The sequence below is a fragment of the Intestinimonas sp. HCP28S3_D6 genome, from assembly GCF_052065695.1.
In the GTDB taxonomy this organism is placed as follows: domain Bacteria; phylum Bacillota; class Clostridia; order Oscillospirales; family Oscillospiraceae; genus Intestinimonas.
The window spans coordinates 1-20539 of sequence record NZ_JBQHTM010000036.1; the positions used below are offsets into that span (position 1 = coordinate 1).

Sequence of the window (20539 nt, forward strand, 5' to 3'; positions counted from 1 at the left end):
AAACCGCCCCCCCCGCCCGCAACAGCCGCCCCGGGGAGCCTTCGTATGAATGCCGCAGGAAACGGGGCAAGATTTTCATATTCAGGTGCTTTACAAGAAAAGCGATTTGCGGTATGCTGGTAGTGCCAATTAAAAGTGAAAGGGACGAAGGTTTCATGAGAGGAGTAGAGACCCGGATCCAGGAGATCCGGCATCGGATCTTCCGGGAGGTGGCCCGGATGGCCTACCATACAGAGTGGCCGGTAGACAAGCGGATCGAGGCCCTGCCCTACAAGATCATCCCCGGCGAGGTGGGCAACTTCCGCAACGACGTATTTCTGGAGCGCGCCATCGTGGGCGAGCGGCTGCGGCTGGCCATGGGCCTGCCTTGCCGGAGCGCGGCGGAGCACGCCCCCCTTTCCGACAACATCGAGGCGGCGGACCGGCCAGAGACCTACTACACCCCGCCCCTTATCAACGTCATCAAGTTTGCCTGCAACGGCTGCACCGAGAAGCGGGTGCTGGTGACCGAGGGATGCCAGGGCTGCCTGGCCCACCCCTGCGTGGAGGTCTGTCCCAAGGATGCCATTAAGCTGGACCGCTACAACGGCCGGTCGGTCATCGACCAGGAGAAGTGCATCAAGTGCGGCCGCTGCGCCGACGTGTGTGCCTACCACGCCATCATCACCCAGACCCGGCCCTGTGCCACCGCCTGCGGCATGGATGCCATCCACACCGACGCCAACGGCAAGGCCGACATCGACTACGACAAGTGTGTCTCCTGCGGCATGTGCCTGGTGAACTGCCCCTTCGGCGCCATCGCCGATAAGTCTCAGATCTTCCAGGTCATCCGGGCCATCCAGTCCGGAGAGCGGGTCTACGCCGCTGTGGCCCCCGCCTTCGTGGGCCAGTTCGGCCCCAAGGTCACCCCGGGCAAGCTCCGTGCCGCCATGAAGCAGCTGGGCTTTGCCGACGTCTTTGAGGTGGCCATCGGCGCCGACCTGTGCGCCACCCAGGAGGCCGAGGACTTCATCGCCGAGGTACCGGAAAAGCTGCCCTTTATGGGTACCTCCTGCTGCCCTGCCTGGTCGGTGATGGCCAAGAAGCTCTTCCCCGACCACGCCAACTGCATCTCCATGGCCCTCACCCCCATGACCCTCACCGCCCGGCTTATCAAGCATGAGTACCCCAATGCCAAGGTAGTATTCATCGGGCCCTGCGCCGCCAAGAAGCTGGAGGCCATGCGTAAGAGCGTCCGCAGCGAGGTGGACTTTGTCCTCACCTTCGAGGAGATGGACGGCATCTTTGACGCCAAGCACGTGGACTTGGAGAACATCGAAGAGGACCCCAACGGCGTCAACGACGCCTCCACCGATGGCCGGAACTTCGCCGTCTCCGGTGGTGTGGCCAAGGCCGTGGTGAACGTCATCAAGGACCGCTACCCCGATAAAGAGGTCAAGGTCACCGGCGCCGAGGGCCTGCGGGAGTGCCGCAAGATGCTCCAGGACGCCGTGGCCGGAAAATATCCCGGCTACCTGCTGGAGGGCATGGCCTGTCCTGGCGGCTGCGTGGCCGGCGCCGGCACCATGCAGGCCATCAAGAAGTCCCAGACCATGGTGGGTATCTATGCCAAGCAGGCTGGACATAAGATCGCCAGCCAGACCGAGCACATCAAAGAGCTGGACAAGCTGGTGGACTGATTCCACATGAATAGGACGGCGGACACCGACCTGAAAAAGGCCTGTGTCCGCCGTCTTTTTGTGGTATGATGTGGAGGAGAGGAGGAGGATCTATGGCGATCAGAGAGGACAGACGCCCCACGCTAGCGTCCTGGCCCAAACGCATCTATGACTGGGAGGAGCTACCGGAGCGGTTCCGACCGGCCTTGGAGGTGTGGCGGACCCGAGGACTGCCGCCGGGGAACGTGACCTATATCCCAAGAGTTCACCAGTACAAAAAGGGCATGGAATATGTGACGGCCTGGCTGGGGGAGGAGGTCCTCCTGCTGGCGGGCGGCGACCAGGGGGTGGAATCCATCCTGGTCCGGTCCGGGGATGTGGCCCGGATGACCTATACCATTCAGCTCCTCAAATGCTCCGTGGAGGTGCTGCTGGACCGGGGCGGGGAGACCCTAACGGCGGGCTTTTCCTATAACCGGACCAAGGAGGACCAGCTGTTCCCTGTTTTGAACCTGCTGCTGGGCAACGCGCCCGACCACCGGCCCCGAACGAGCCACCCTGTCGCCCCGGCTCTGGAGCAGCTTCGGGCAGACAGCTACGCCATGTATAATAACTCCAAGCTCTGCTACCGCTTTGGAGAAAATATCCGGGACAGCCTGTGGGTGCCCGGCCGGAACTACGGCCTTCAGACCTTCCGCAAGCAGAAGCCGGAGTATTTTGTGGGGAAAATGGACCGGGGCGTGGTGGCCATCCACACTGATTTCTACGCCCGGCGAACGGTCTACCTCACCTGGGATCGGCTGAAGGAGGCCTCGGTGAAGGAGGCGGCCTTCCGGGGGCCGGGACCCCGGCGGCGCCCCGCCCTGGTGCTGGAGACCACCCTGGGCACGCCTGTGGCGGTGCCCCTCCTCCCCGGTCAGCTGGAGACGGCAGAGACCTTTGCTGCCCGGCTCCTGTAACAAAAAACAGAGGGATCGTGAAGATCCCTCTGTTTTACGGCTAAGCTGACTTACAGGACAAAATCTTCATCCCGCAGCCGAGAGAAGTCCGGGGCGTTGGGCCGGGGCGGCACCCGCTTGAGGGGGTCGTACCGGAAGGCGCGGCAGTGGGAGGCGGCGGGCATGACGCCCTTTTTCAGGCACATGACGGTCTCCTCATCCAGGGGAGCGCAGCGGGTACAGTAGGCGCACCGGGGTTCGATCTTCTTTTCAAACAGCATCACAAAAGGCTCCCCTCTGATCCAATAGGCCGGGTCCGAAAGGGAACCTGGCTAAAGGACATTATACTACGCCTTTGCGCCTTTTTCTACTGGTTTTTCCCACGGCCGCCGCAGCGGCCAGGAAAAAGAGGAGCCACATGATCCAGGCAGCGGCCAGGGAGATGGTGAGGGCGCTGGAGAAATCCACCCCGGCAATGCCCTCCACCTGCTCGGCCAGGTAGGCAGCCACCGGCTCCTCCAGGGGGAAAAACCGCAGCAGTAGCCCGATGAAGAGGGCAGAGAGGCCGCCGTGGAGGAGCTTGCCGCCGATGTAGGTCTTGACGGAGAGGCCGCTGCCCCCGATGAAGGAGAGGACCTGGCAGTGGACGGAGAGGCCCGCCCAGCCCAGGAGGAAGGCGGCCATAGACAGCTTCCCCGATGTGGACCCGTCGCCGGTGAGGGTCCACACCCCGCTGGTGAGCTCGATAAAGCCGGTGAGGAGCCGCTCCGCCCACCGGGTGGAAAAGCCCAGGGGGGAGAGGAGTGCGCCCAGTACCCCGGCCAGGCCGGACAGCAGCCCGGAGAGAAAGAGCAGCTTGATGACCACCGTGAAAAAGACCACGAAGGCGCAGATGTTCAGGGTGGAGAGGAAGGAATTTTTGATGGCGCCGGTGAAGGCGGTGGTAATCCGCTCCGCCTCGAAGGTGGGAGAGGCCCGCCGCTCCCTGCATTTTCCCTCCCGCTTGTAGAAGCGGAAGAGGAGCCCAACGCACACCGAGGCGGCGGCGTGGGCCAGATAGAGGAGGAGACCCACCTTACTGCTGGCAAAGACCCCGGCCCCCACCACCCCCAGGATGAAGGCGGGGCCCGAGTTGTTGCAGAAGGCCAGGAGCCGCTCCGCCTCTGTCTTGGTGCACATGCCCTTCTGGTAGAGGGAGAGGGCGGTGCGGGCGCCCACGGGATAGCCCCCCACGAAGCCCAGGGCGAAGGCGGAAGCGCAGGCGCCGGGGACGTTGAAGAGGGGGCGCATGAGCCCCTCCAGGGCCCGGCCGATGTAGCCTGCCAGCCCCAGGTCCACCACCAGGGCGGAGAGGACGAAGAAGGGGAAGAGGGAGGGCAGGATCACGTTGTAGCACAGCCTTAACCCCTCCCGGGCCGCCTCCATGGACTCCTGGGGCCAGAACATGAGGGCCAGGGTGGCGCACAGCAGCCCCAGCCCCAGACACAGATCCCGCACCCCCTGCCGGGAGAGCAGCTTGGACATGGGACATCACCTCCGCAGAGAAGAGACTATGCGGGACTGGGCCTGTCCCATGCGAGAAAAAGGAGGATAAAGACCCATGGCTGAGGAACTGCGCCGGGTGGACACCCCTCTGGGGCCCATTGAATATTTCCTGACGGTGAAGAGCGTCAAAAACATCAATCTCCGCATCCGGTCCGATGGCACGGCGGCGGTGTCGGTGCCCCGGCGGGTGTCCAAAGCCAGGGCGGACGACTTCGTCCGCAGCCGGGCGGCCTGGGTACTGGGGCATCAGCGCCGGCGGACGGAGCTGGGGACGCCCCTGGTCCCGCCGGAGAAGGGGGAGGCCCTGCCGGTGCTGACCGCCGCCCTGGAGCGGGTGTATCCCCTGACGGTGCCTTTGGGGGTGAAAAAGCCGGTACTGAAGGTCCGGTTCATGACCAGCCGGTGGGGGAGCTGCCATTGGATCAAGGGAGTGGTCACCCTCAACACCGCCCTGGCGGCGGTGGAGGAGGGGCTCCAGGACTATGTGGCCCTCCACGAGCTAGTCCACTTCCTCCACCCCAACCACGGTCCGGGGTTCTACGCTGTCATGGACGCCCTCATGCCCGACTGGCAGACCCGGCGGAGGGCCCTGCGGCGCTATACCCTGGAACGGCCGGTGTAATGGAAAAGGGATCGCTTACTTTGCCTGGGACAGGCAAGGTGGGCGGTCTTTTTTCATATAGATAACCCCAAAAGGGGGAGGCGCCATGGAGAAGAAGCGCAGGGAGAGCCTGCTGGAAAAGACGGCGGAGGTCTTTGACCTACCCGGGGATGTGGTGGCGGGGCTGCCCCGGGTGGAGCTGCTGGGGGACCACCAGCTGCGGATGGAGAACCACCGGGGCATCCTGGCCTACGGCACCGACGAGATACACATCAGCGGAGGGAAGCTCATCATCAAGGTCCGGGGGAGCGGCCTGACCCTGCGGGCCATGAACGCCTCGGAGCTCCTCATCACCGGGGAGATCACCGGGGTGGATCTGACCTGAAAATGGGGGAGCGAGCATGCAGTTTATCGTCAATTTTCTTCGGGGCAGCGTGTGCTTCACCGTCTGCGGGCCCTTCCCCGAGCGGTTTTTGAACCTTTGCGCCCAGAACGGAGTGGGCTTCTGGGGCCTGGTCTGGCTGGACAGCCAGACCCTGGAGCTGAAGGTGGCCCGACGGGACGCACGACGGGTGCGGGAACTGGCGGAGAAGGTCCAGTGTGAGGCCAGGGCCAAGGGGCGGAAGGGAATGCCCTTCTTTCTGGCCGGTTTCCGGCATCGGTACGCCCTGCTCATCGGCCTAGCCGTCTCTCTGACGGCGGTATGTATTCTCTCCCAGTTTATCCTCACCGTGGAGGTCTCCGGCAATGAGACCGTCCCCTCCGCCGTCATCCTGGCGGAGCTCTCCCGGCAGGGGGTGCGCCCCGGGGCCTACGGCCCGGGGCTGGACCTGCGGCGGATCAGCCAGGAGGCCCTCAGCCGCATTGAGGGCCTCTCCTGGATGTCGGTGAACCTCCACGGCACCAGGGCGGAGGTGCTGGTCCGGGAGCGCAGCCCGGCGCCGGAGCTCCGGGACGAGACCACCCCCGCCCACATCGTGGCCGCCGCCGACGGCGTCCTGGAGGACGTGGAGGTACTGGAAGGACAGGCTCTCTTCCAGGAGGGGCAGGCGGTGCTGGCGGGGGAGGTGGTCATCAGTGGAGTGGTGGACCTGAAGGAGCCCAAATATGCCACCGTGGACGCCGGGCAACGGCTGGTCCACGCCCGGGGAAATGTCTGGGCCTCCACCTACCGCACCCTGGAGGCCTGCATCCCCCTGGAGGCCCACACCAAGGTCTATACCGGTGAGGAGGAGACGGCGTGGAGCCTCACGCTCCTGGGCCACACGGTGAATTTTTTTGGAAAGGGTAGTATTTCCACAGCTGGTTATGATAAAATGACTACGACCCACATCCTCACCCTTCCCGGCGGCCGGGAGATGCCCCTGGCCCTGGTGAAGACGGAATATCGGGCCTATGAGACCCAGCCCACCGCCATTCAGACGGCCGCCGCTCAGGCGTTGCTGGAGGAGCGGCTATTGGAGCGGCTGGAGGAGCTCATCGGGGAAGACGGCAGCGTCCTGTCCACTTCCTTTTCTGTCCGGGAGGGGGGCGGCCTGCTCACCGTGACCCTGAAGGCCCGGTGCCGGGAGCAGATCGGCCGTGAGGTGACCTTTGCCGGCCAGGTGGGGGAGATCATCCCGGGGACCCAGCAGGGGTAGACCCCGGGGACGTGCAAGGAGCGAAGGAATTTGATCGAACAGACCATCAACGTGGAGCGTCTGGAGGAGGCTGCGGCCCTCTTCGGCTCCTTTGACGAGAATATCCGTATCATTGAGCGGGAGCTGGATGTGTCGGTGGTGAACCGAGACGGCAGCCTGAAGGTGTCCGGCGAGGCCGAGGCGGTGATGTACGCCGTCAAGGCCATCCAGGGCCTGCTGGAGCTTGCCGGTCGGGGGGAGCCCATCAATGAGCAGAACGTGCGCTATATCCTCCAGCTGGTGAAGGCCGGCCAGGAGGACAAGATCGGCCAGATGGCCCGGGACGTGCTCTGCGTCACCGCCAAGGGCAAGCCCATCAAGCCCAAGACTTTGGGCCAGAAGCGGTATGTAGACGCCATCAAGGAGAACACCATCACCCTGGGCATCGGCCCGGCGGGCACCGGCAAGACCTACCTGGCGGTGGCCGCCGCCGTGGCCGCCTTCCGGGCGGGGCAGGTCAACCGTATCATCCTCACCCGGCCCGCCGTAGAGGCGGGGGAGCGGTTGGGATTTCTGCCCGGTGACCTCCAGAGCAAGGTGGACCCCTATCTGCGGCCCCTCTACGACGCCCTCTTCGATATGTTGGGGGCGGAGACCTATAACAAATACCTGGAGCGGGGCAACATCGAGGTGGCGCCCCTGGCCTATATGCGTGGCCGCACCTTGGACGACTCCTTCATCATCCTGGACGAGGCCCAGAACACCTCACGGGAGCAGATGAAGATGTTCCTCACCCGCATGGGCTTCGGCTCCAAGATCGTCATCACCGGCGACGTCACCCAGATCGACCTGCCCAAGGACACCATCTCCGGCCTGAAGGAGGCCATGCGGGTGCTCAACGGCGTGGAGGACATCGCCATCTGCAAGCTCAGCGGCGCCGACGTGGTCCGCCACGTCATCGTCCAGCGCATCATCAAGGCCTATGAGGAGGATGAGCACCGCCGTAAGTCCGAAGAGGGCAAGCGGAAGTGACCGCAAGAGAGGAGAGAAGACCCGTGAGCACGGAGCACAGCATCATCATCGAATCGGAGCTGGAGGAGGACACCGGCGTTTGGGAGAAACTGCTGGGCCGGGTCATCCCGGCGGCCCTGGAGGCCGAGGGGGTGACCATCCCCTGTGAGGTGGATGTGCTCCTCACCGACGACGCGGGCATCCACCAGATCAATCTGGAGCAGCGTGAGGTGGATCGCCCCACCGACGTGCTCAGCTTCCCCATGTTTGAGTTCACCCCCGGCGAGCCGCCCACCGACGACGCCGATGCCGACCCGGAGACCGGTCTGGTGCCTCTGGGAGACATGGTGATCTCCCTGGAGCGGGCCAGGGCCCAGGGGGAGGAGTACGGCCACGGCACCGAGCGGGAGGTGGCCTATCTGGCTGTCCATTCGGTGCTCCACCTGCTGGGCTACGACCACATGGACGAGGGCCCGCAGAAACGCCAGATGCGGGAGCGGGAAGAGGCCATTTTGAACACCCTGGGGATCTCCCGGGACTGAAACAGTACTACAAGCAAATAGCTAAAATGCTCAAGAAAGTTGAGGATCACCTATGGAAATCAAAAAATCCGGCATGATCTCTATTGTGGGCCGGCCCAATGTGGGCAAGTCCACCCTGACCAACGCCCTGGTGGGGGAGAAGATCGCCATCGTCACCAACAAGCCCCAGACCACCCGGAACCGCATCTGCGCCATCGTCAACCGGGGGGAGTGTCAGTATGTGTTTATGGATACTCCCGGCCTCCACAGGGCCCGGACCCGGCTGGGCGAGTATATGGTGGGAGTGGTGAAGGAGAGTGTGGCCGATGTGGACGCCGTGCTCCTGCTGGTGGAGCCTATCCCCAATGTGGGTGCCCCCGAGGCCGAGCTCATCGAGCGCATCAAGGCCCTGGGCGTCCCCGCCGTGCTGGTCATCAACAAGATTGACACGGTGGAGAAGGAGAAGCTTCTGGCCGTCATGCAGACCTACCAGGCCGCCCACGACTTCCAGGCCATCGTCCCCATCTCCGCCAAGACCGGCGAGGGAGTGGAGGAGCTGCTGGACCTCCTGTCGGCCTATCTGCCCGAAGGCCCCCAGCTCTTTCCCGAGGACATGGTCACTGATCAGCCCGAGCGGCAGGTGTGCGCCGAGATCATCCGGGAGAAGCTCCTCCTGTGTCTGGACAAGGAGATCCCCCACGGCACGGCGGTGGAGCTCACCAAGTTCTCCGAGCGCATCGACAGCGGTATCATCGACATCGACGCCACCATCTTCTGTGAGAAGGCCAGCCACAAGGGCATCATCATCGGCAAGAACGGCGCCATGCTGAAAAAAATTTCCTCCCTGGCCCGGAAGGACATCGAGGCCTTCATGGGAGCCAAGGTCTACTTGGAGACCTGGGTGAAGGTCAAAGAAAATTGGAGGGATAACCTGAATTTCATCCACGACGTGGGTTATCGGGAGGACTGACCGGGGCGGAGACAGCCTTTGGGCCAGTTTTCCTGCGCGCGCAGGCGCGCCGCGCCGTCCGGCGCGTCCAAGTGTCCGGGCCACATGGCCCGGACCTTGCCGCAGGGGCAATTCATTTGCCCCGAGGAAGTGAAATCAGATCCGGGGTCCCCGCGGAATGGGACATTCCGTGGGGCAAACTGGCGTGATAACCTGAACTTCATCCACGACGTGGGTTACCGGGAGGACTGACCGGGCACAGACGCCGCTTGGAGCCAGTTTTCTCGCAAAAAATAGGGAAGGAGCCTTGGCCGTGCCAGTGCCAGAGCTCCTTCCTTGTTTATGGGGACGGAAATGTGGGGCATCATTCAAGGGCGCGTCATAGCGGATATAGACGTCAAATCCCTCGTGTCTGGTCTCTCCGCTCTCCTCCTTTGTAGAGGTGAACCAATGGGTCCTGACCAGAGCCACGTCCGGCTCGTTGGGGGAACAATACACCTCCGCCTGGCCTTGGTTGCTGGAGAGGGTCCCGGTGGGGATGGTGTCATCGCCGGAGAAGGTTGCGATCCCGACGGATACAAAGCCGTCCGAAGCGTCGCCTTCAATTCTGGCCCCGAATCTTTCCTCCATTTCATCGTGATACGCTTCGGAGACGTCGGGATCGTCCCCATAGTAGTCCGCACTCCACATGGAGATATAGAGATCCCCCTGATAGCAGAGCAGGTCCTTGCCCCGCAGCTGCCGGTCAACATAGCGCACATAGGCCTTATGGGGCTCTGTCCGATTCAAGTGTCCCAAAGCGTCAAGAGTTCCGTCGGTGTTGACCTCATGGTACACATACACCCACTCCGGGATGTCCGGGTTCAAATAGTACGGACAATCTCCAAGACCCGAATCCGCCACAGTGGTCTCCCCTGCAAGCGCGAAACCGTCGGGCAGCTCGGAGGAGACGGACACATGGGAAGAGACGCAAAATGTCCTGCCGTCGATGGTGATGTTCGGCGGACCGCTCCCGCCCCCTGTTGGGAAGGAAGAAAACGGGAAGGTGTTCAGCGCCCAAAGGAGAAGGGGCGCCGCGGCCATGAGGCAGAGACAGGCGGCCAGAGCGCCCCACCTGGCCCGGGCGCGTTTCTTCTTCCGAGGGTGCTCCGACTCTGCCACCCACCTCATGTCAATATCTCCGATGGCCCGGTAGAGCTTTTCCCTTTTCACGGTTCAAACCCCCTTTCCATGAGGTGGATGCGCAGCTTCTGACGCAGGCGGCTGAGGGTCATGGACACGGCGCCGTCCCGCATGCCATAGCGCCTGCCGATGGAGGAGATGGGCTCCGTGTACCAGTACCGGCGGATGAAGACATCTCGCTTGGCTGCCGGCAGGGCGGCTAGGAAGTCGTCAATGGCCCGTGCCAGCTCCAGCTCATCCACGGCCCGCTCCACGTCGCCAGCCCCGGAAGCGCACTCTCCCAGCTCCTCCAGAATGGCGGGCAGCTCGCCGCCGCCTCGCTTTTCCGCACGAAGATAGGAGTATCGGTCAAAGGCCAGGTTCCGCGTGATCTTGCCCAGAAAGGCGGAGAGGAGCGACGGCCTGTGGGGCGGCATGGCGTTCCACGCCCTCAGCCAGGTGTCGTTGACGCACTCTTCGGCATCCTCCCGGCTGCCCAGGATGTTCCAGGCAATGGCTCCGCAGTAATTTCCATACTTCTCCGATATGGCCGGAATGGCCTTCTGGTCTCTGTCCCAGTACAGCTGTACGATCCGGCTGTCCTCCATAAGCGCCCTCCTTTTCGGATGGGCCCTTCTATCCATATACACGGCATCGGCGCGGTAATCTCACAGAAATCTCGGCTTTTTATAACCCAGTTATACGATACGTCCAGCAGGATGTCAATACCGGACCGGAGACGGCGTGAAGACCGATGATTGCGGCGGACCGGGGTGCATTGCACCTTGCGGATGGGGGCGCTTGATGCTATAATGGACCCGCGATATGTGTTCCAATAGGGGATGCGGCGGCCAACAAAAATTTACCGCTCATAACCGTCCGCGCATCAGGCAACCTAAACCCAAAGGGGGCCTGATGGATCGTGAACAGTCAGATGCTTTGGGAACTCTTTCTGGCCACCGGATTGCCGGAGGCCTATTCGCTCTACCGCCTCCTGCTGGAAGCAGAGGCGGCGGAAAAGACCGCATAGGGGCGCGTTCAGCGCCCCTTACATACAGGTGATGCTATGCACATCAAGACCCAGGGGCTCATCCTCCGGGAGACCAACTACAAAGAGGCGGACAAGATCCTTACCGTGCTCACCCGGGAGGGGGGCAGGCGGACGGTGAAGGCCCGGGGCTGCCGCCGGAAGAATAGCCCTCTGGCCGCCTCCGCCCAGCTGCTGGTGTGGTCGGACATGACCCTCTTCGACTACCGGGACAGGCTCACCCTCAATGAGGCCGAGCCTCTGGAGCTCTTCTGGGGGGTGCGCTCCGATGTGGACAAGCTGGCCCTGGGCTCCTACTTCGCCGAGGTGGCCGAGGCGGTGGCCGAGGAGGGGCGGCCCGACCAGGCCCTCCTTTCCCTGGTGCTCAATTCCCTCTACGCCCTGGACAAGCTGAAAAAGGCCCTCCCTCTGGTGAAGGCGGCCTTCGAGCTCAAGCTCCTCTGTGTGGCGGGCTATGAGCCCCTGCTGGACGCCTGTGCCGTCTGCGGCGAGGAGGAACCGGCGGACCCCCGTCTGGACATTGAAGAAGGGGTCCTCCACTGCGCCGCCTGCGGCCTGGGGGACGGCGCCAGCCGTACCCTGGACACCACCAGTCTGGCCGCCATGCGCCATGTGGTGTACGGCGACCCAAAGCGGCTCTTCTCCTTCCCCATGGACGCCCCCGGCATGGCCAAAATGTCCACCGCCTGTGAAGATTTTCTCCGCACCCAGCTGGACAGAGGCTTCCGCACCCTGGACTTTTATCATCAACTTACCGACGCCGCTCCGGCGGCCCAACCACAACCAGGAGGTGCTGTGCCGTGAAACTCTACATCTTGGACGCCTTTACCACCCAGCGCTTTTCCGGCAACCAGGCGGGGGTGGTCCTGCTGACTCCGGAGGAGCCGGAACTCACCGACGCCTTCTGTCAGGCCCTGGCCGCCGAGCTCAAGCACTCTGAGACCGCCTTTGTCCGGCCCGTGGAGCCGGATTCCTTCCGCCTGCGCTACTTCACCCCCGAGGGGGAGGTGGACCTGTGCGGCCACGCCACCATCGCCGCCTTCACCACCCTGCGAGAGGCCGGGGGCCTGGCGCCGGGCACCTACCGGGCCTCCACCCTGGCGGGGGAGCTGAGCATCCAGGTCTCCGACCAGGCGGTGTGGATGGACATGGCGCCGCCGGAGGAGGGCCGGAACTTCTCCCCTGAGGAGACGGCGGAGCTCTACGCTGCCTACGGCCTGAGCACGGCGGACTGTCCGGAGGGCTTTGCCCCCATGGTGGTGAGCACCGGCCTCCAGGACATTCTGCTGCCCGTGAGCAGCATGGAGGCCCTTGAAAAGGCACAGCAGGACGAGGGAGCCGTCACCGAGCTGTCCAAGCGGTACGGTGTGGTGGGGGTACACATGTTCTGGCCCTGCCTCAATGAGGAGGCCACCGCCCACTGCCGGAACTTCGCCCCCCTCTACGCCATCCCCGAGGAGGCCGCCACCGGCACCTCCAACGGCGCCCTGACCTACTACCTCTACCGCCGTGGGAAGCTCGCCGCCGGGGCGGAGAACCGCTTTGTCCAGGGGGAGAAGATGGGCAAGCCCTCTGAGATCTTGAGCCATCTCACCGAAGGGCCGGACGGGGTCCGGGTCCGGGTGGGGGGACGGGCGGTGCTGACCCTCCGGGCCCAGCTGCTCTGATACATCGTAAAACCTGCAAGGAGAACCATCCATGACCGATCTGTTTGAAAAATCCATTCAGACCTTGGAGTTGCCCAGGGTGCTGGAGTTGCTGGCCGCCCAGGCGGCCTCCGAGGAGGGTAAGGACCGGTGCCGGGCCCTGCGGCCCTCCACCGACCCAGATGACGTCCAGCGCCTCCAGAAGGAGACCTCCGCCGCCTGCTCCATGATCGTCCTCAGGGGCACTCCGCCCCTCTCCGGCATCCGGCCGGTGGCGGCCTCCCTCCAGCGGGCCGACATGGGGGGCGCCCTCAACACCCGGAAGCTGCTGGATATCGCCGCCCTCCTGCGCTGCGCCCGCTCCGCCAAGGAGTACGCCACCGGGGAGGGAAATGCCAAGACCTGCATCGACCACCTCTTCTCCTCCCTCCAGGCCAACCGGTATTTGGAGGACCGAATCAGCGGGTCCATTCTCTCCGAGGAGGAGATCGCCGATGCTGCCAGCCCCGAGCTGGCCGATATCCGGCGACACATCCGGGCCTCCTCCTCCAAGGTCCGGGACATCCTCCAAAAGCTCATCTCCTCCTCCCAGGCTAAGTATCTCCAGGAGTCCATCATCACCATGCGCTCCGGACGGTACGTGGTGCCGGTGAAGTCGGAGTGCAAGAACGAGATCCCCGGCCTGGTCCACGACGTGTCCGGCTCCGGCGGCACCTTCTTCATCGAGCCCATGGCGGTGGTCAAGACCAACAACGAGCTGCGGGAGCTCCAGTCCCGGGAGGAGAAGGAAATCGAGCGCATCCTCCGAGAACTCTCTGCCGAGTGCGCTGCCCACAAGGAGGACATCGCCCAGGACTACGACCTTCTCATCCTCATCGACTGTATCTTCGCCCGGGCCCGGCTCTCGGACAAGCTGCGCTGTACCGAACCCAAGCTGGCCAAGAAGGGCATCACTCTGCGGAAGGCCCGCCACCCCCTGCTGGACCCCAAGAAGGCGGTGCCCAATGACCTCTACCTGGGGGACCAATTTGACACCCTGGTCATCACCGGCCCAAACACCGGCGGCAAGACGGTGACCCTCAAGACCATCGGCCTGCTGACCCTCATGGCCCAGTGCGGCCTCCACATCCCTGCCGACGATGACAGCACCGTGGTGGTCTTTGACCACGTCCTCTCCGACATCGGCGACGAGCAGTCCATTGCCCAGAGTTTGTCCACCTTCTCTTCCCACATGGTGAACATAGTGGGCATTCTGGAGGAGTGCGGCCCTGGTTCCCTCATCCTCTTCGACGAGCTGGGGGCGGGTACCGACCCGGTGGAGGGCGCTGCCCTGGCCGCCGCCATCATCGAGTCGGCCCGGGAGCGGGGGGCCCTGGTGTGCGCCACCACCCACTACGCCGAGCTGAAGGTGTACGCCATGACCACCAAGGGAGTGGAGAACGCCTCCTGCGAGTTCAATGTGGAGACCCTGGCCCCCACCTATAAGCTCCTCATCGGGGTGCCGGGCAAGTCCAACGCCTTTGCCATCTCCCGCCGCCTGGGGTTGCCCCAGGCCATCATCGACAAGGCCGCCGCCCGCATCGACGCCGAGAATGTCCGCTTTGAGGACGTCCTCACCCAGCTGGACCGGCAGCGCCAGCAGATGGAGAAGGAGAAGGACGAGGCCCGAAAGCTCCGCCGGGAGATGGAGGAGTCGGCCAAGACCGCCCGTGAGTACCGGGAGAAGCTGGAGAAGGAGAAGGCCAAGGCGGTGGAGAAGGCCCAGGCCGAGGCCCGGGCCATCATCCAGGAGGCCCGGGACACCGCTGACAAGGTCTTTGCCGAGCTCAACGAGATGCGCCGCCGCCAGGAGAAGGAGGCCGACTGGCTGGAGCAGAACCAGCGGCGGTCCGATCTGCGCCGTCAGCTCAACGAGGCCGAGGACGCCCTGGGGTCCCACGAGGACCTGCCCGCACCGCCACCCACCCGGCCCGCCAAGGCGGGGGACACGGTGGAGCTGGTAAAGATGGGCACCCGGGCCAGCGTCATCTCCGTTAGCAAGGACGGTTCCCTCCAGCTCCAGGCGGGCATTTTGAAGATCACCGCCAAGCAAGAGGAGGTCCGGGTAGTGGAGGACGCCGACGGCGGCAAGAAGCAGGCCGTCCAGATCGCCCAGCGGGCCGAGCACAAGCTGCGCTCTCTGGGGGCCTCCCCCGAGGTGGACCTGCGGGGCATGATGACCGACGAGGCCCTGCTAGTGCTGGACCGCTTTCTGGACAGCGCCGTCATGGGCAGGCTGGACACTGTGACGGTCATCCACGGCAAGGGCACCGGCGCCGTTCGCAAGGCGGTGCGGGACCACCTGAAGCGGAGCAAGTACGTCAAATCCTTCCGTCCCGGCCGGTTCGGTGAGGGCGAGGACGGCGTGACTGTGGTGGAACTGCGCTGAATGTTTCTCCAAAAAAGGACTTTTTGAGAGAGAAGGACTAAAGTTGGATAAAAGTGCCATGTTTTTTCTGGGAAATGGGGAAAATGAGTCTATTTTGACGGCGCACTGAGCACAAGAGCGAATTTTTCTTGCGAATCTCCGTGAATTTGTGCAAAATGTCATTGACGGTTTCACCGAAATTTGGTATGCTAGATATGCAAACATTGCATTGTTTGAGGGGGGAACACAAATTGTATATCAAAGAGGCTGTTGTGAACAATCAGGTGGGTCTCCACGCTAGGCCGGCTACGTTTTTCATCCAGAAGGCCAATGAGTTCAAGAGTTCCATCTGGGTGGAGAAGGACGAGCGCAGGGTGAATGCCAAGAGCCTGCTGGGTGTCCTCTCTCTGGGCATCGTGAAGGGCACCGCCATCAACCTGATCGCGGACGGTCCCGACGAGAAGGAAGCCGTCGAGGCGCTCATCGAGCTGATCTCCAGTAACTTCTCGGAGTAACCCGATCTCTGCAGAAAAAGCGCCGCAATGCGGCGCTTTTTTTGATCTTATGGAAGTGATACCATTGGGTGAGCTGTCACGGGAATATGACCGGCAGCTGGAGCGGCTCCGGCGCCGGGAGGAGCAGATGTTCCGGCGGGATGCGGCCCGGCGGAAGGGGCGTATCATGTCCTGGGCGGAAAAGCGGGTGCCGGATAAGCTGATCCAGACCATGGATATCGCCTTTTATACCGCTTTCCAGGTGCTGTTTCAGCGAGGGACCGGCCTGCTAGGGCGGACCATCCCGACCCGAAAGCTGTTGGGAGAGCGGTATCTCAAGGAGTACGCCATCAAAAAGGCGCCGGGGGCCAGAAGCATGGGCGCCTTTCACCGGAGCGCCGTTCTCAGCGGGACACTGACCACGGCGGCGGCGACGGCGGAGGGGTGCGTGCTAGGGCTGCTGGGGATGGGCCTGCCCGACATACCAATTCTCATGTCTATTCTGCTCCGGGCCATCTACCACACGGCGGTGCGGTATGGGTTTGCCTATGACACCAAAGGGGAGCGTTCCTATATCCTGCTAGTCCTGTGTGCCGCCTTAGCTGACGGTCCGGACCGGCAGTCGTACAGCGCCCGGGCAGACGAGCTGGGAAGGCGTCTGGATCGGGATCAGTTCCCCTGGGTGGACCTGGAGGCCCAGATGCGGGAGGCGGCCAAGGCCCTGGCTGGCGCCATGTTGGTGCCCAAGTTTCTCCAGGGCATGACCCTCATCGGCGTGGTAGGCGGCGCCAGCAACTTCTCCACCAGCCGGCGGGTGACCGAGATGGCAAACCTGAAGTACCAGCGGCGGTTCTGGGAAAAGAAGCGCCGCAAGCTGACACGATCCTGATACTGCCGCTCGCGCGGCAGGCTGTCCCGACCATGATTTAGCCCCAAGGCGGTGATTTTCCTTTGACCTTTGACGAACTGAAAGAAAAGGCTCACAGCCTGTTCCCAAAAGCGCAGGCGCTTTTGGGTCCCTGGGGGGCGATTTCACATCCTCGGGGCAAGTGAATTGCCCCTGCGGCAAGGTTTTAGGCAGAGCCCAAAACACTTGTGCGCGCCTGACGGCGCGGCTCGCTGCTGCTCGCGCGGCAGGCTATCCAAACCATGATTTAGCCCAAGGCGGTGATTATCCTTTGACCTTTGAAGAACTGAAAGAAAAGGCGCACAGCCTGCCGCTGAAGCCCGGCGTCTACATCATGCAGGACGCCAAAAACGAGGTCATCTACGTGGGCAAGGCCAAGGCCCTCAAGAACCGGGTGAGCCAGTACTTTGCCGATCTGGCCTCTCACACGGAGAAGACCCGGACCATGGTGAGCCAGATCGACCACTTCGACGTCATCATCGCCGATAGCGAGTTCGAGGCCCTGGTGCTGGAGTGCTCCCTCATCAAGCGCCACCAGCCCCGGTACAATATCCTCCTGAAAGACGACAAGGGCTACCCCTATATCCGGCTTACCGTCCAGGAGGAGTACCCCAAGTTTTCCCTGGCAAACCGGCCGGCGGAGGACGGCGCCCGGTACTTTGGCCCCTACGGCAGCCGGGGGGCCACCCAGGACATCATTGAGGCCATCCAGTCCGCCCTGCGCCTGCCCAAGTGCCGCAAGAAGTTCCCACGGGACATCGGCAAGGAGCGGCCCTGCCTCTACTACCGCATGGGCCAGTGCGACGGCTACTGCCGCCCGGAGATGGACCAAAGCCGTTACAGGGAGAACATCGACCAGGCTGTCCGCCTCCTGGAGGGGAAGTACGAGGAGGTCTGCGACGACCTCCGGGCCGAGATGGAGCAGGCCGCCGAGGAGCTGCGCTTCGAGCGGGCCGCCGAGCTCCGGGACCGCATCGCCGCCATGGAGCTGCTGGGCAAGCGGCAGAAGGTGGTGGCGGGGAGCCTGTCCGACACCGACGTGGTGGGCTTCCACCGGGGGGAGGCCAAAAGCTGCTTTGTGGTCCTCCACTTTGTGGACGGCGCCCTGGCTGCCAAGGACATGGACCTCATTGAGACCCCGGTGGAGGAGGCCAAGGAGGACACCGTCTCCGCCCTGGTCAAGCAGTACTACGGCGGGCGGGGCGCCCTGCCCAGGCAGATTTTACTCCCCTGCGATATTGAGGACGAGGTGCCGGTGACGAGGATGCTCTCCGAGGCCTGCGGCCACCGGGTAGCCCTCATGACGCCCCAGAGGGGGGCCAAGATGGACCTCATCCGCCTGGCCAACAAGAATGCCGTGGAGGAGGTGGAGCGGGCCACCTCCCGTGAGGAGCGGCAGTCCAAGCTCATGGAGGCCCTGGGGAAGATGCTGGGCCTATCCCAGCCGCCCAAACGGATCGAGGCCTATGACATCTCCAACACCGGGGACACCAACATTGTGGCCTCTATGACCGTCTTTATCGATGGACGGCCCCTGAAGCGGGACTACCGCCACTTCAAGCTCAAGGATATGGTCCACGCCGACGACTACGGCTCCATGGAGCAGGTCCTCACCCGCCGGTTCCGCCGGTACCTGGACGGAGACGAGAAGTTCGGCGACCTGCCCGACCTCCTCTTCATCGACGGCGGCGAGAACCACGCCAAGGTGGCCGTCCGGGTGCTGGAGGAGGTGGGGCTCTCCATCCCCGTCTTTGGTATGGTGAAGGACGACCGCCACCGCACCCGGGCCCTGGTGGATCCAGCAGGCAGCGAGATCGGCATCCAGCAGATCCCAGCGGTCTTTGCACTGGTGGGCCGCATCCAGGAGGAGACCCACCGCTTTGCCATCGAGTTCCAGCGCCTCCAGCAGTCCAAGGGGGTGAAGGGCTCCGCCCTGGACCAGATTCCCGGGGTGGGGGAGAAGCGGCGCAATGAGCTCCTGCGGCACTTCAAGAGCCTCAAAAACATCAAGGCGGCCTCACTGGCGGCGCTGGAGGAGGCGGTGCCCAAAAATACCGCCCGGGCGGTCTACGACCATTTTCATCCCCAAACGGCGGCAGAAACAGGGGGGAACATCCCATGAGCATAGCTGGAAAAAAAGCCCTCTGGCCGGCCCTGTGCCTGTGCCTTGCCCTCACCGCCTGCGGCGGACAGGAGGTGGCCACCCCCGTCTCCGCCGATGTCACGGTGGCGGAGCTGGCCCGTGCGGTGGTGGAAAGCCAGGATGACCTGGTCGGGCTGCCCGTTCTGGAGGGAGAGGATCTCACCGACCACCTCTCCGCCTTCTGCGGACTGGAGACCTGGAAAGAGGGGGCGGTGTATGCCGCCGGGGGGATGGACGCCCGGGAGGTCACCGTGGTGCGGCTCGCCGACGAGGCATCGGCGGAGACGGCGGCGGACACGTTGGAAAACTACCGGCTGGAGCGGCAGGGGGATTTCTTCGGCTATGCCCCCGAGGAGGCCGACCGGTTGGAGCGGGCGGTGGTCCTCCAGCGGGGGAGCTATGCCGCCCTGTTGGTCTGCGACGACCCGGAGGCGGCAAAAGAGAGCTTTGACGCCTGCCTGGCGGGGGAATTTCCACTGCCGGTGGAAGAGGAGACCGCCCTGCCCGTGTCCTCTGAGGAGCCGGAGGCCACGGCGGTGATGGCGCCGGAGACCGAGAAGCTGGCGGAGCCCACCCCGACGCCGGAACCCGACCCCACGCCGGCGCCCCCGGAGACGCCGGCAGAGACCGGGCGGCCCATCCTGAATCCAGACCTGGATACCAGCGGTTTTGTTCCCTTCATGGAACCCAATGACACCAATATGGAGATCTACGACACCTCCGCCATCAAGGCGGCCTGGGAGATCGGGGACGCGGACGGACTCTCTGACAAGGACGCCGTCATTCTGGAAAAATGCCGGGAGGTACTGGGGGAACTCATCACCGAGGGCATGACCGACTTTGAGAAGGAGCTGGCCGTCCATGACTGGATCGTGGAGCAGGGCAGCTATGACCAGACGGTGCACAACAACCCGGTCCACAGCGGCCGTACCGGCTACCGGGACCCCTATGGCATCCTGGTGGGGGGCTATGGCAACTGCCTAGGCTACTCCACCACCTTCCAGCTTCTCATGGATTTGTGTGATGTGGAGTGCATTACCGTGGTGGGGGCTGCTTTTGACTCCCTGGAGAGCCATGCGTGGAACATGGTCAAGCTGGACGGGGAGTGGTACTGCGTAGATGTGACCTGGGATGACCCCACCGTGGGCAACGGGAACATCAACTCGGTGGGCCACCACCGCTATTTCAACGTGACGAGTGAGCACATGCGGGAGACCGACCACCAGTGGGACTATCTGTATGTGCCGGAGGCCACCGCCACCCACTACCGCTGGGACGGCGCGGGGCCGCTGCCGCAATGAAGCATCGAAAAGGAGGGTGAACGCCATGCGCGTCATCACAGGAACGGCCCGGGGCCGGAAGCTCAAGGAGCTCCAGGGCAGGGAGACCCGCCCCACCACCGACAAGGTGAAGGAGTCTCTCTTCAATATCATCCAGTTTGACATCGAGGGACGGAAGGTGCTGGACCTCTTCGGCGGCACCGGCCAGCTGGGCATCGAGTGCCTGAGCCGGGGCGCGGCCAGCTGTACCTTTGTGGACCTGCGAAAGGAGGCCGCTTTCCTCATCCGGGATAACGTGGCCCTATGCGGCTTCACCGACCAGGCCAAGGTGATCCAGGGGGACTACCTCTCTTTCCTCACTGGCTGCCGGGAGAAATTCGACCTCATTCTCCTGGACCCGCCCTATGCCAGTGGATTGCTGGAAAAAGCCCTGGAGACGGCGGCGGGAATTGACATCTTGTCGGAAAATGGTATAATGGTCTGCGAAAGTGCCGCGGAAACCATCCTGCCCACGCTTTCTGAGCCCTATCGGAAGGGGAAGGACTACCGCTATGGCAAGATCAAGCTCACCGTTTACCGCAGGGACGTGTGAGCCCATTCCCGCATTAGGG

The 20539-nt window shown here is 63.5% G+C and carries 20 protein-coding genes; 16 read left to right on the top strand and 4 right to left on the bottom strand.

Features of this window, described 5'->3' with window-relative positions; genetic code table 11:
- The first annotated feature begins 155 nt into the window (after positions 1 to 155).
- Together ACTNBK_RS11930 and ACTNBK_RS11935 are read left to right on the top strand one after the other, a co-directional pair.
- The gene (locus ACTNBK_RS11930) at positions 156 to 1679 is read left to right on the top strand and encodes a 4Fe-4S dicluster domain-containing protein (RefSeq protein ID WP_441146359.1); all 1524 of its coding nucleotides are present in this window, start codon (positions 156 to 158) and stop codon (positions 1677 to 1679) included.
- A gap of 92 nt (positions 1680 to 1771) precedes the next feature.
- Positions 1772 to 2617 carry a hypothetical protein gene (locus tag ACTNBK_RS11935; protein ID WP_441146361.1) on the top strand — a complete coding sequence of 282 codons (846 nt, stop codon included), beginning with the start codon at positions 1772 to 1774 and terminating at the stop codon, positions 2615 to 2617.
- 50 nt (positions 2618 to 2667) lie between these two features.
- On the opposite strand, the gene ACTNBK_RS11940 is transcribed toward ACTNBK_RS11935, so the two are convergent.
- Positions 2668 to 2877 (bottom strand): hypothetical protein, encoded by a 210-nt coding sequence (locus tag ACTNBK_RS11940; protein WP_130849319.1) that lies wholly within the window; start codon positions 2875 to 2877, stop codon positions 2668 to 2670.
- A 61-nt stretch (positions 2878 to 2938) separates the two neighbouring features.
- Entirely contained in the window at positions 2939 to 4120 is a 1182-nt protein-coding gene (locus ACTNBK_RS11945) for a nucleoside recognition domain-containing protein (protein ID WP_441146363.1), read from the bottom strand.
- Positions 4121 to 4196: 76 nt separating this feature from the next.
- On the opposite strand from ACTNBK_RS11945, the gene ACTNBK_RS11950 reads away from it, so the two are divergent.
- The 6 genes from ACTNBK_RS11950 to era all read left to right on the top strand — a co-directional run bounded on the left by ACTNBK_RS11950 (position 4197) and on the right by era (position 8863).
- A complete protein-coding gene (locus ACTNBK_RS11950) occupies positions 4197 to 4763 on the top strand; it encodes a M48 family metallopeptidase (protein WP_441146365.1) in 567 nt (188 codons plus the stop codon).
- 85 nt (positions 4764 to 4848) lie between these two features.
- Positions 4849 to 5127, top strand: a complete 279-nt coding sequence (locus ACTNBK_RS11955) for a YabP/YqfC family sporulation protein (RefSeq protein WP_227602996.1) — start codon at positions 4849 to 4851, stop codon at positions 5125 to 5127.
- 16 nt (positions 5128 to 5143) lie between these two features.
- Positions 5144 to 6382 (top strand): sporulation protein YqfD, encoded by a 1239-nt coding sequence (locus tag ACTNBK_RS11960; RefSeq protein ID WP_441146367.1) that lies wholly within the window; start codon positions 5144 to 5146, stop codon positions 6380 to 6382.
- 30 nt (positions 6383 to 6412) lie between these two features.
- Positions 6413 to 7393 (top strand): PhoH family protein, encoded by a 981-nt coding sequence (locus ACTNBK_RS11965; protein WP_441146369.1) that lies wholly within the window; start codon positions 6413 to 6415, stop codon positions 7391 to 7393.
- Positions 7394 to 7416: 23 nt separating this feature from the next.
- Positions 7417 to 7914 (top strand): rRNA maturation RNase YbeY, encoded by a 498-nt coding sequence (gene ybeY / locus ACTNBK_RS11970; RefSeq protein ID WP_441146371.1) that lies wholly within the window; start codon positions 7417 to 7419, stop codon positions 7912 to 7914.
- A 52-nt stretch (positions 7915 to 7966) separates the two neighbouring features.
- Positions 7967 to 8863, top strand: coding sequence for a GTPase Era (gene era, locus ACTNBK_RS11975; protein WP_441146373.1), 897 nt, complete (start codon positions 7967 to 7969; stop codon positions 8861 to 8863).
- A 135-nt stretch (positions 8864 to 8998) separates the two neighbouring features.
- Here the strand turns inward: era and ACTNBK_RS11980 are convergent, their stop codons facing one another.
- Both ACTNBK_RS11980 and ACTNBK_RS11985 read right to left on the bottom strand, forming a co-directional pair.
- Positions 8999 to 10054 (bottom strand): hypothetical protein, encoded by a 1056-nt coding sequence (locus ACTNBK_RS11980; protein WP_441146375.1) that lies wholly within the window; start codon positions 10052 to 10054, stop codon positions 8999 to 9001.
- Positions 10051 to 10611 (bottom strand): RNA polymerase sigma factor, encoded by a 561-nt coding sequence (locus ACTNBK_RS11985; protein ID WP_441146377.1) that lies wholly within the window; start codon positions 10609 to 10611, stop codon positions 10051 to 10053. The genes ACTNBK_RS11980 and ACTNBK_RS11985 overlap by 4 nt, the downstream gene beginning before the upstream one ends.
- Before the next feature lie 458 nt (positions 10612 to 11069).
- Here ACTNBK_RS11985 and recO point away from each other — a divergent pair, with 458 nt between their 5' ends.
- The 8 genes from recO to rsmD all read left to right on the top strand — a co-directional run bounded on the left by recO (position 11070) and on the right by rsmD (position 20520).
- The gene (gene recO, locus ACTNBK_RS11990) at positions 11070 to 11855 is read left to right on the top strand and encodes a DNA repair protein RecO (RefSeq protein ID WP_441146379.1); all 786 of its coding nucleotides are present in this window, start codon (positions 11070 to 11072) and stop codon (positions 11853 to 11855) included.
- Positions 11852 to 12718: a PhzF family phenazine biosynthesis protein gene (locus ACTNBK_RS11995; protein ID WP_441146381.1), complete on the top strand. Its 867-nt coding sequence runs from the start codon at positions 11852 to 11854 to the stop codon at positions 12716 to 12718. Before recO ends, ACTNBK_RS11995 begins: the two co-directional genes overlap by 4 nt.
- A gap of 31 nt (positions 12719 to 12749) precedes the next feature.
- The gene (locus ACTNBK_RS12000) at positions 12750 to 15125 is read left to right on the top strand and encodes an endonuclease MutS2 (protein ID WP_441146383.1); all 2376 of its coding nucleotides are present in this window, start codon (positions 12750 to 12752) and stop codon (positions 15123 to 15125) included.
- Between the two features lie 230 nt (positions 15126 to 15355).
- Positions 15356 to 15619 (top strand): HPr family phosphocarrier protein, encoded by a 264-nt coding sequence (locus ACTNBK_RS12005; RefSeq protein ID WP_033116234.1) that lies wholly within the window; start codon positions 15356 to 15358, stop codon positions 15617 to 15619.
- Positions 15620 to 15683: 64 nt separating this feature from the next.
- Complete coding sequence (locus tag ACTNBK_RS12010; RefSeq protein ID WP_441146385.1) at positions 15684 to 16487, top strand: EcsC family protein; 804 nt, start codon at positions 15684 to 15686, stop codon at positions 16485 to 16487.
- A gap of 289 nt (positions 16488 to 16776) precedes the next feature.
- Positions 16777 to 18627 (top strand): excinuclease ABC subunit UvrC, encoded by a 1851-nt coding sequence (gene uvrC, locus ACTNBK_RS12015; RefSeq protein WP_441146387.1) that lies wholly within the window; start codon positions 16777 to 16779, stop codon positions 18625 to 18627.
- A complete protein-coding gene (locus tag ACTNBK_RS12020) occupies positions 18624 to 19949 on the top strand; it encodes a DUF4358 domain-containing protein (RefSeq protein WP_441146389.1) in 1326 nt (441 codons plus the stop codon). The genes uvrC and ACTNBK_RS12020 overlap by 4 nt, the downstream gene beginning before the upstream one ends.
- 25 nt (positions 19950 to 19974) lie before the next feature.
- On the top strand, positions 19975 to 20520 hold the full coding sequence (gene rsmD / locus ACTNBK_RS12025; RefSeq protein WP_441146391.1) for a 16S rRNA (guanine(966)-N(2))-methyltransferase RsmD: 546 nt from the start codon (positions 19975 to 19977) through the stop codon (positions 20518 to 20520).
- The last annotated feature ends 19 nt before the right edge of the window (positions 20521 to 20539 follow it).

Coding starts and splice junctions, on each gene's coding strand:
- ACTNBK_RS11930 (WP_441146359.1), top strand. CDS start 156: ATGAGAGGAGTAGAGACCCGGATCCAGGAGATCCGGCATCGGATCTTC.
- ACTNBK_RS11935 (WP_441146361.1), top strand. CDS start 1,772: ATGGCGATCAGAGAGGACAGACGCCCCACGCTAGCGTCCTGGCCCAAA.
- ACTNBK_RS11940 (WP_130849319.1), bottom strand. CDS start 2,877: ATGCTGTTTGAAAAGAAGATCGAACCCCGGTGCGCCTACTGTACCCGC.
- ACTNBK_RS11945 (WP_441146363.1), bottom strand. CDS start 4,120: ATGTCCAAGCTGCTCTCCCGGCAGGGGGTGCGGGATCTGTGTCTGGGG.
- ACTNBK_RS11950 (WP_441146365.1), top strand. CDS start 4,197: ATGGCTGAGGAACTGCGCCGGGTGGACACCCCTCTGGGGCCCATTGAA.
- ACTNBK_RS11955 (WP_227602996.1), top strand. CDS start 4,849: ATGGAGAAGAAGCGCAGGGAGAGCCTGCTGGAAAAGACGGCGGAGGTC.
- ACTNBK_RS11960 (WP_441146367.1), top strand. CDS start 5,144: ATGCAGTTTATCGTCAATTTTCTTCGGGGCAGCGTGTGCTTCACCGTC.
- era (WP_441146373.1), top strand. CDS start 7,967: ATGGAAATCAAAAAATCCGGCATGATCTCTATTGTGGGCCGGCCCAAT.
- ACTNBK_RS11985 (WP_441146377.1), bottom strand. CDS start 10,611: ATGGAGGACAGCCGGATCGTACAGCTGTACTGGGACAGAGACCAGAAG.
- recO (WP_441146379.1), top strand. CDS start 11,070: ATGCACATCAAGACCCAGGGGCTCATCCTCCGGGAGACCAACTACAAA.
- ACTNBK_RS12000 (WP_441146383.1), top strand. CDS start 12,750: ATGACCGATCTGTTTGAAAAATCCATTCAGACCTTGGAGTTGCCCAGG.
- ACTNBK_RS12020 (WP_441146389.1), top strand. CDS start 18,624: ATGAGCATAGCTGGAAAAAAAGCCCTCTGGCCGGCCCTGTGCCTGTGC.
- rsmD (WP_441146391.1), top strand. CDS start 19,975: ATGCGCGTCATCACAGGAACGGCCCGGGGCCGGAAGCTCAAGGAGCTC.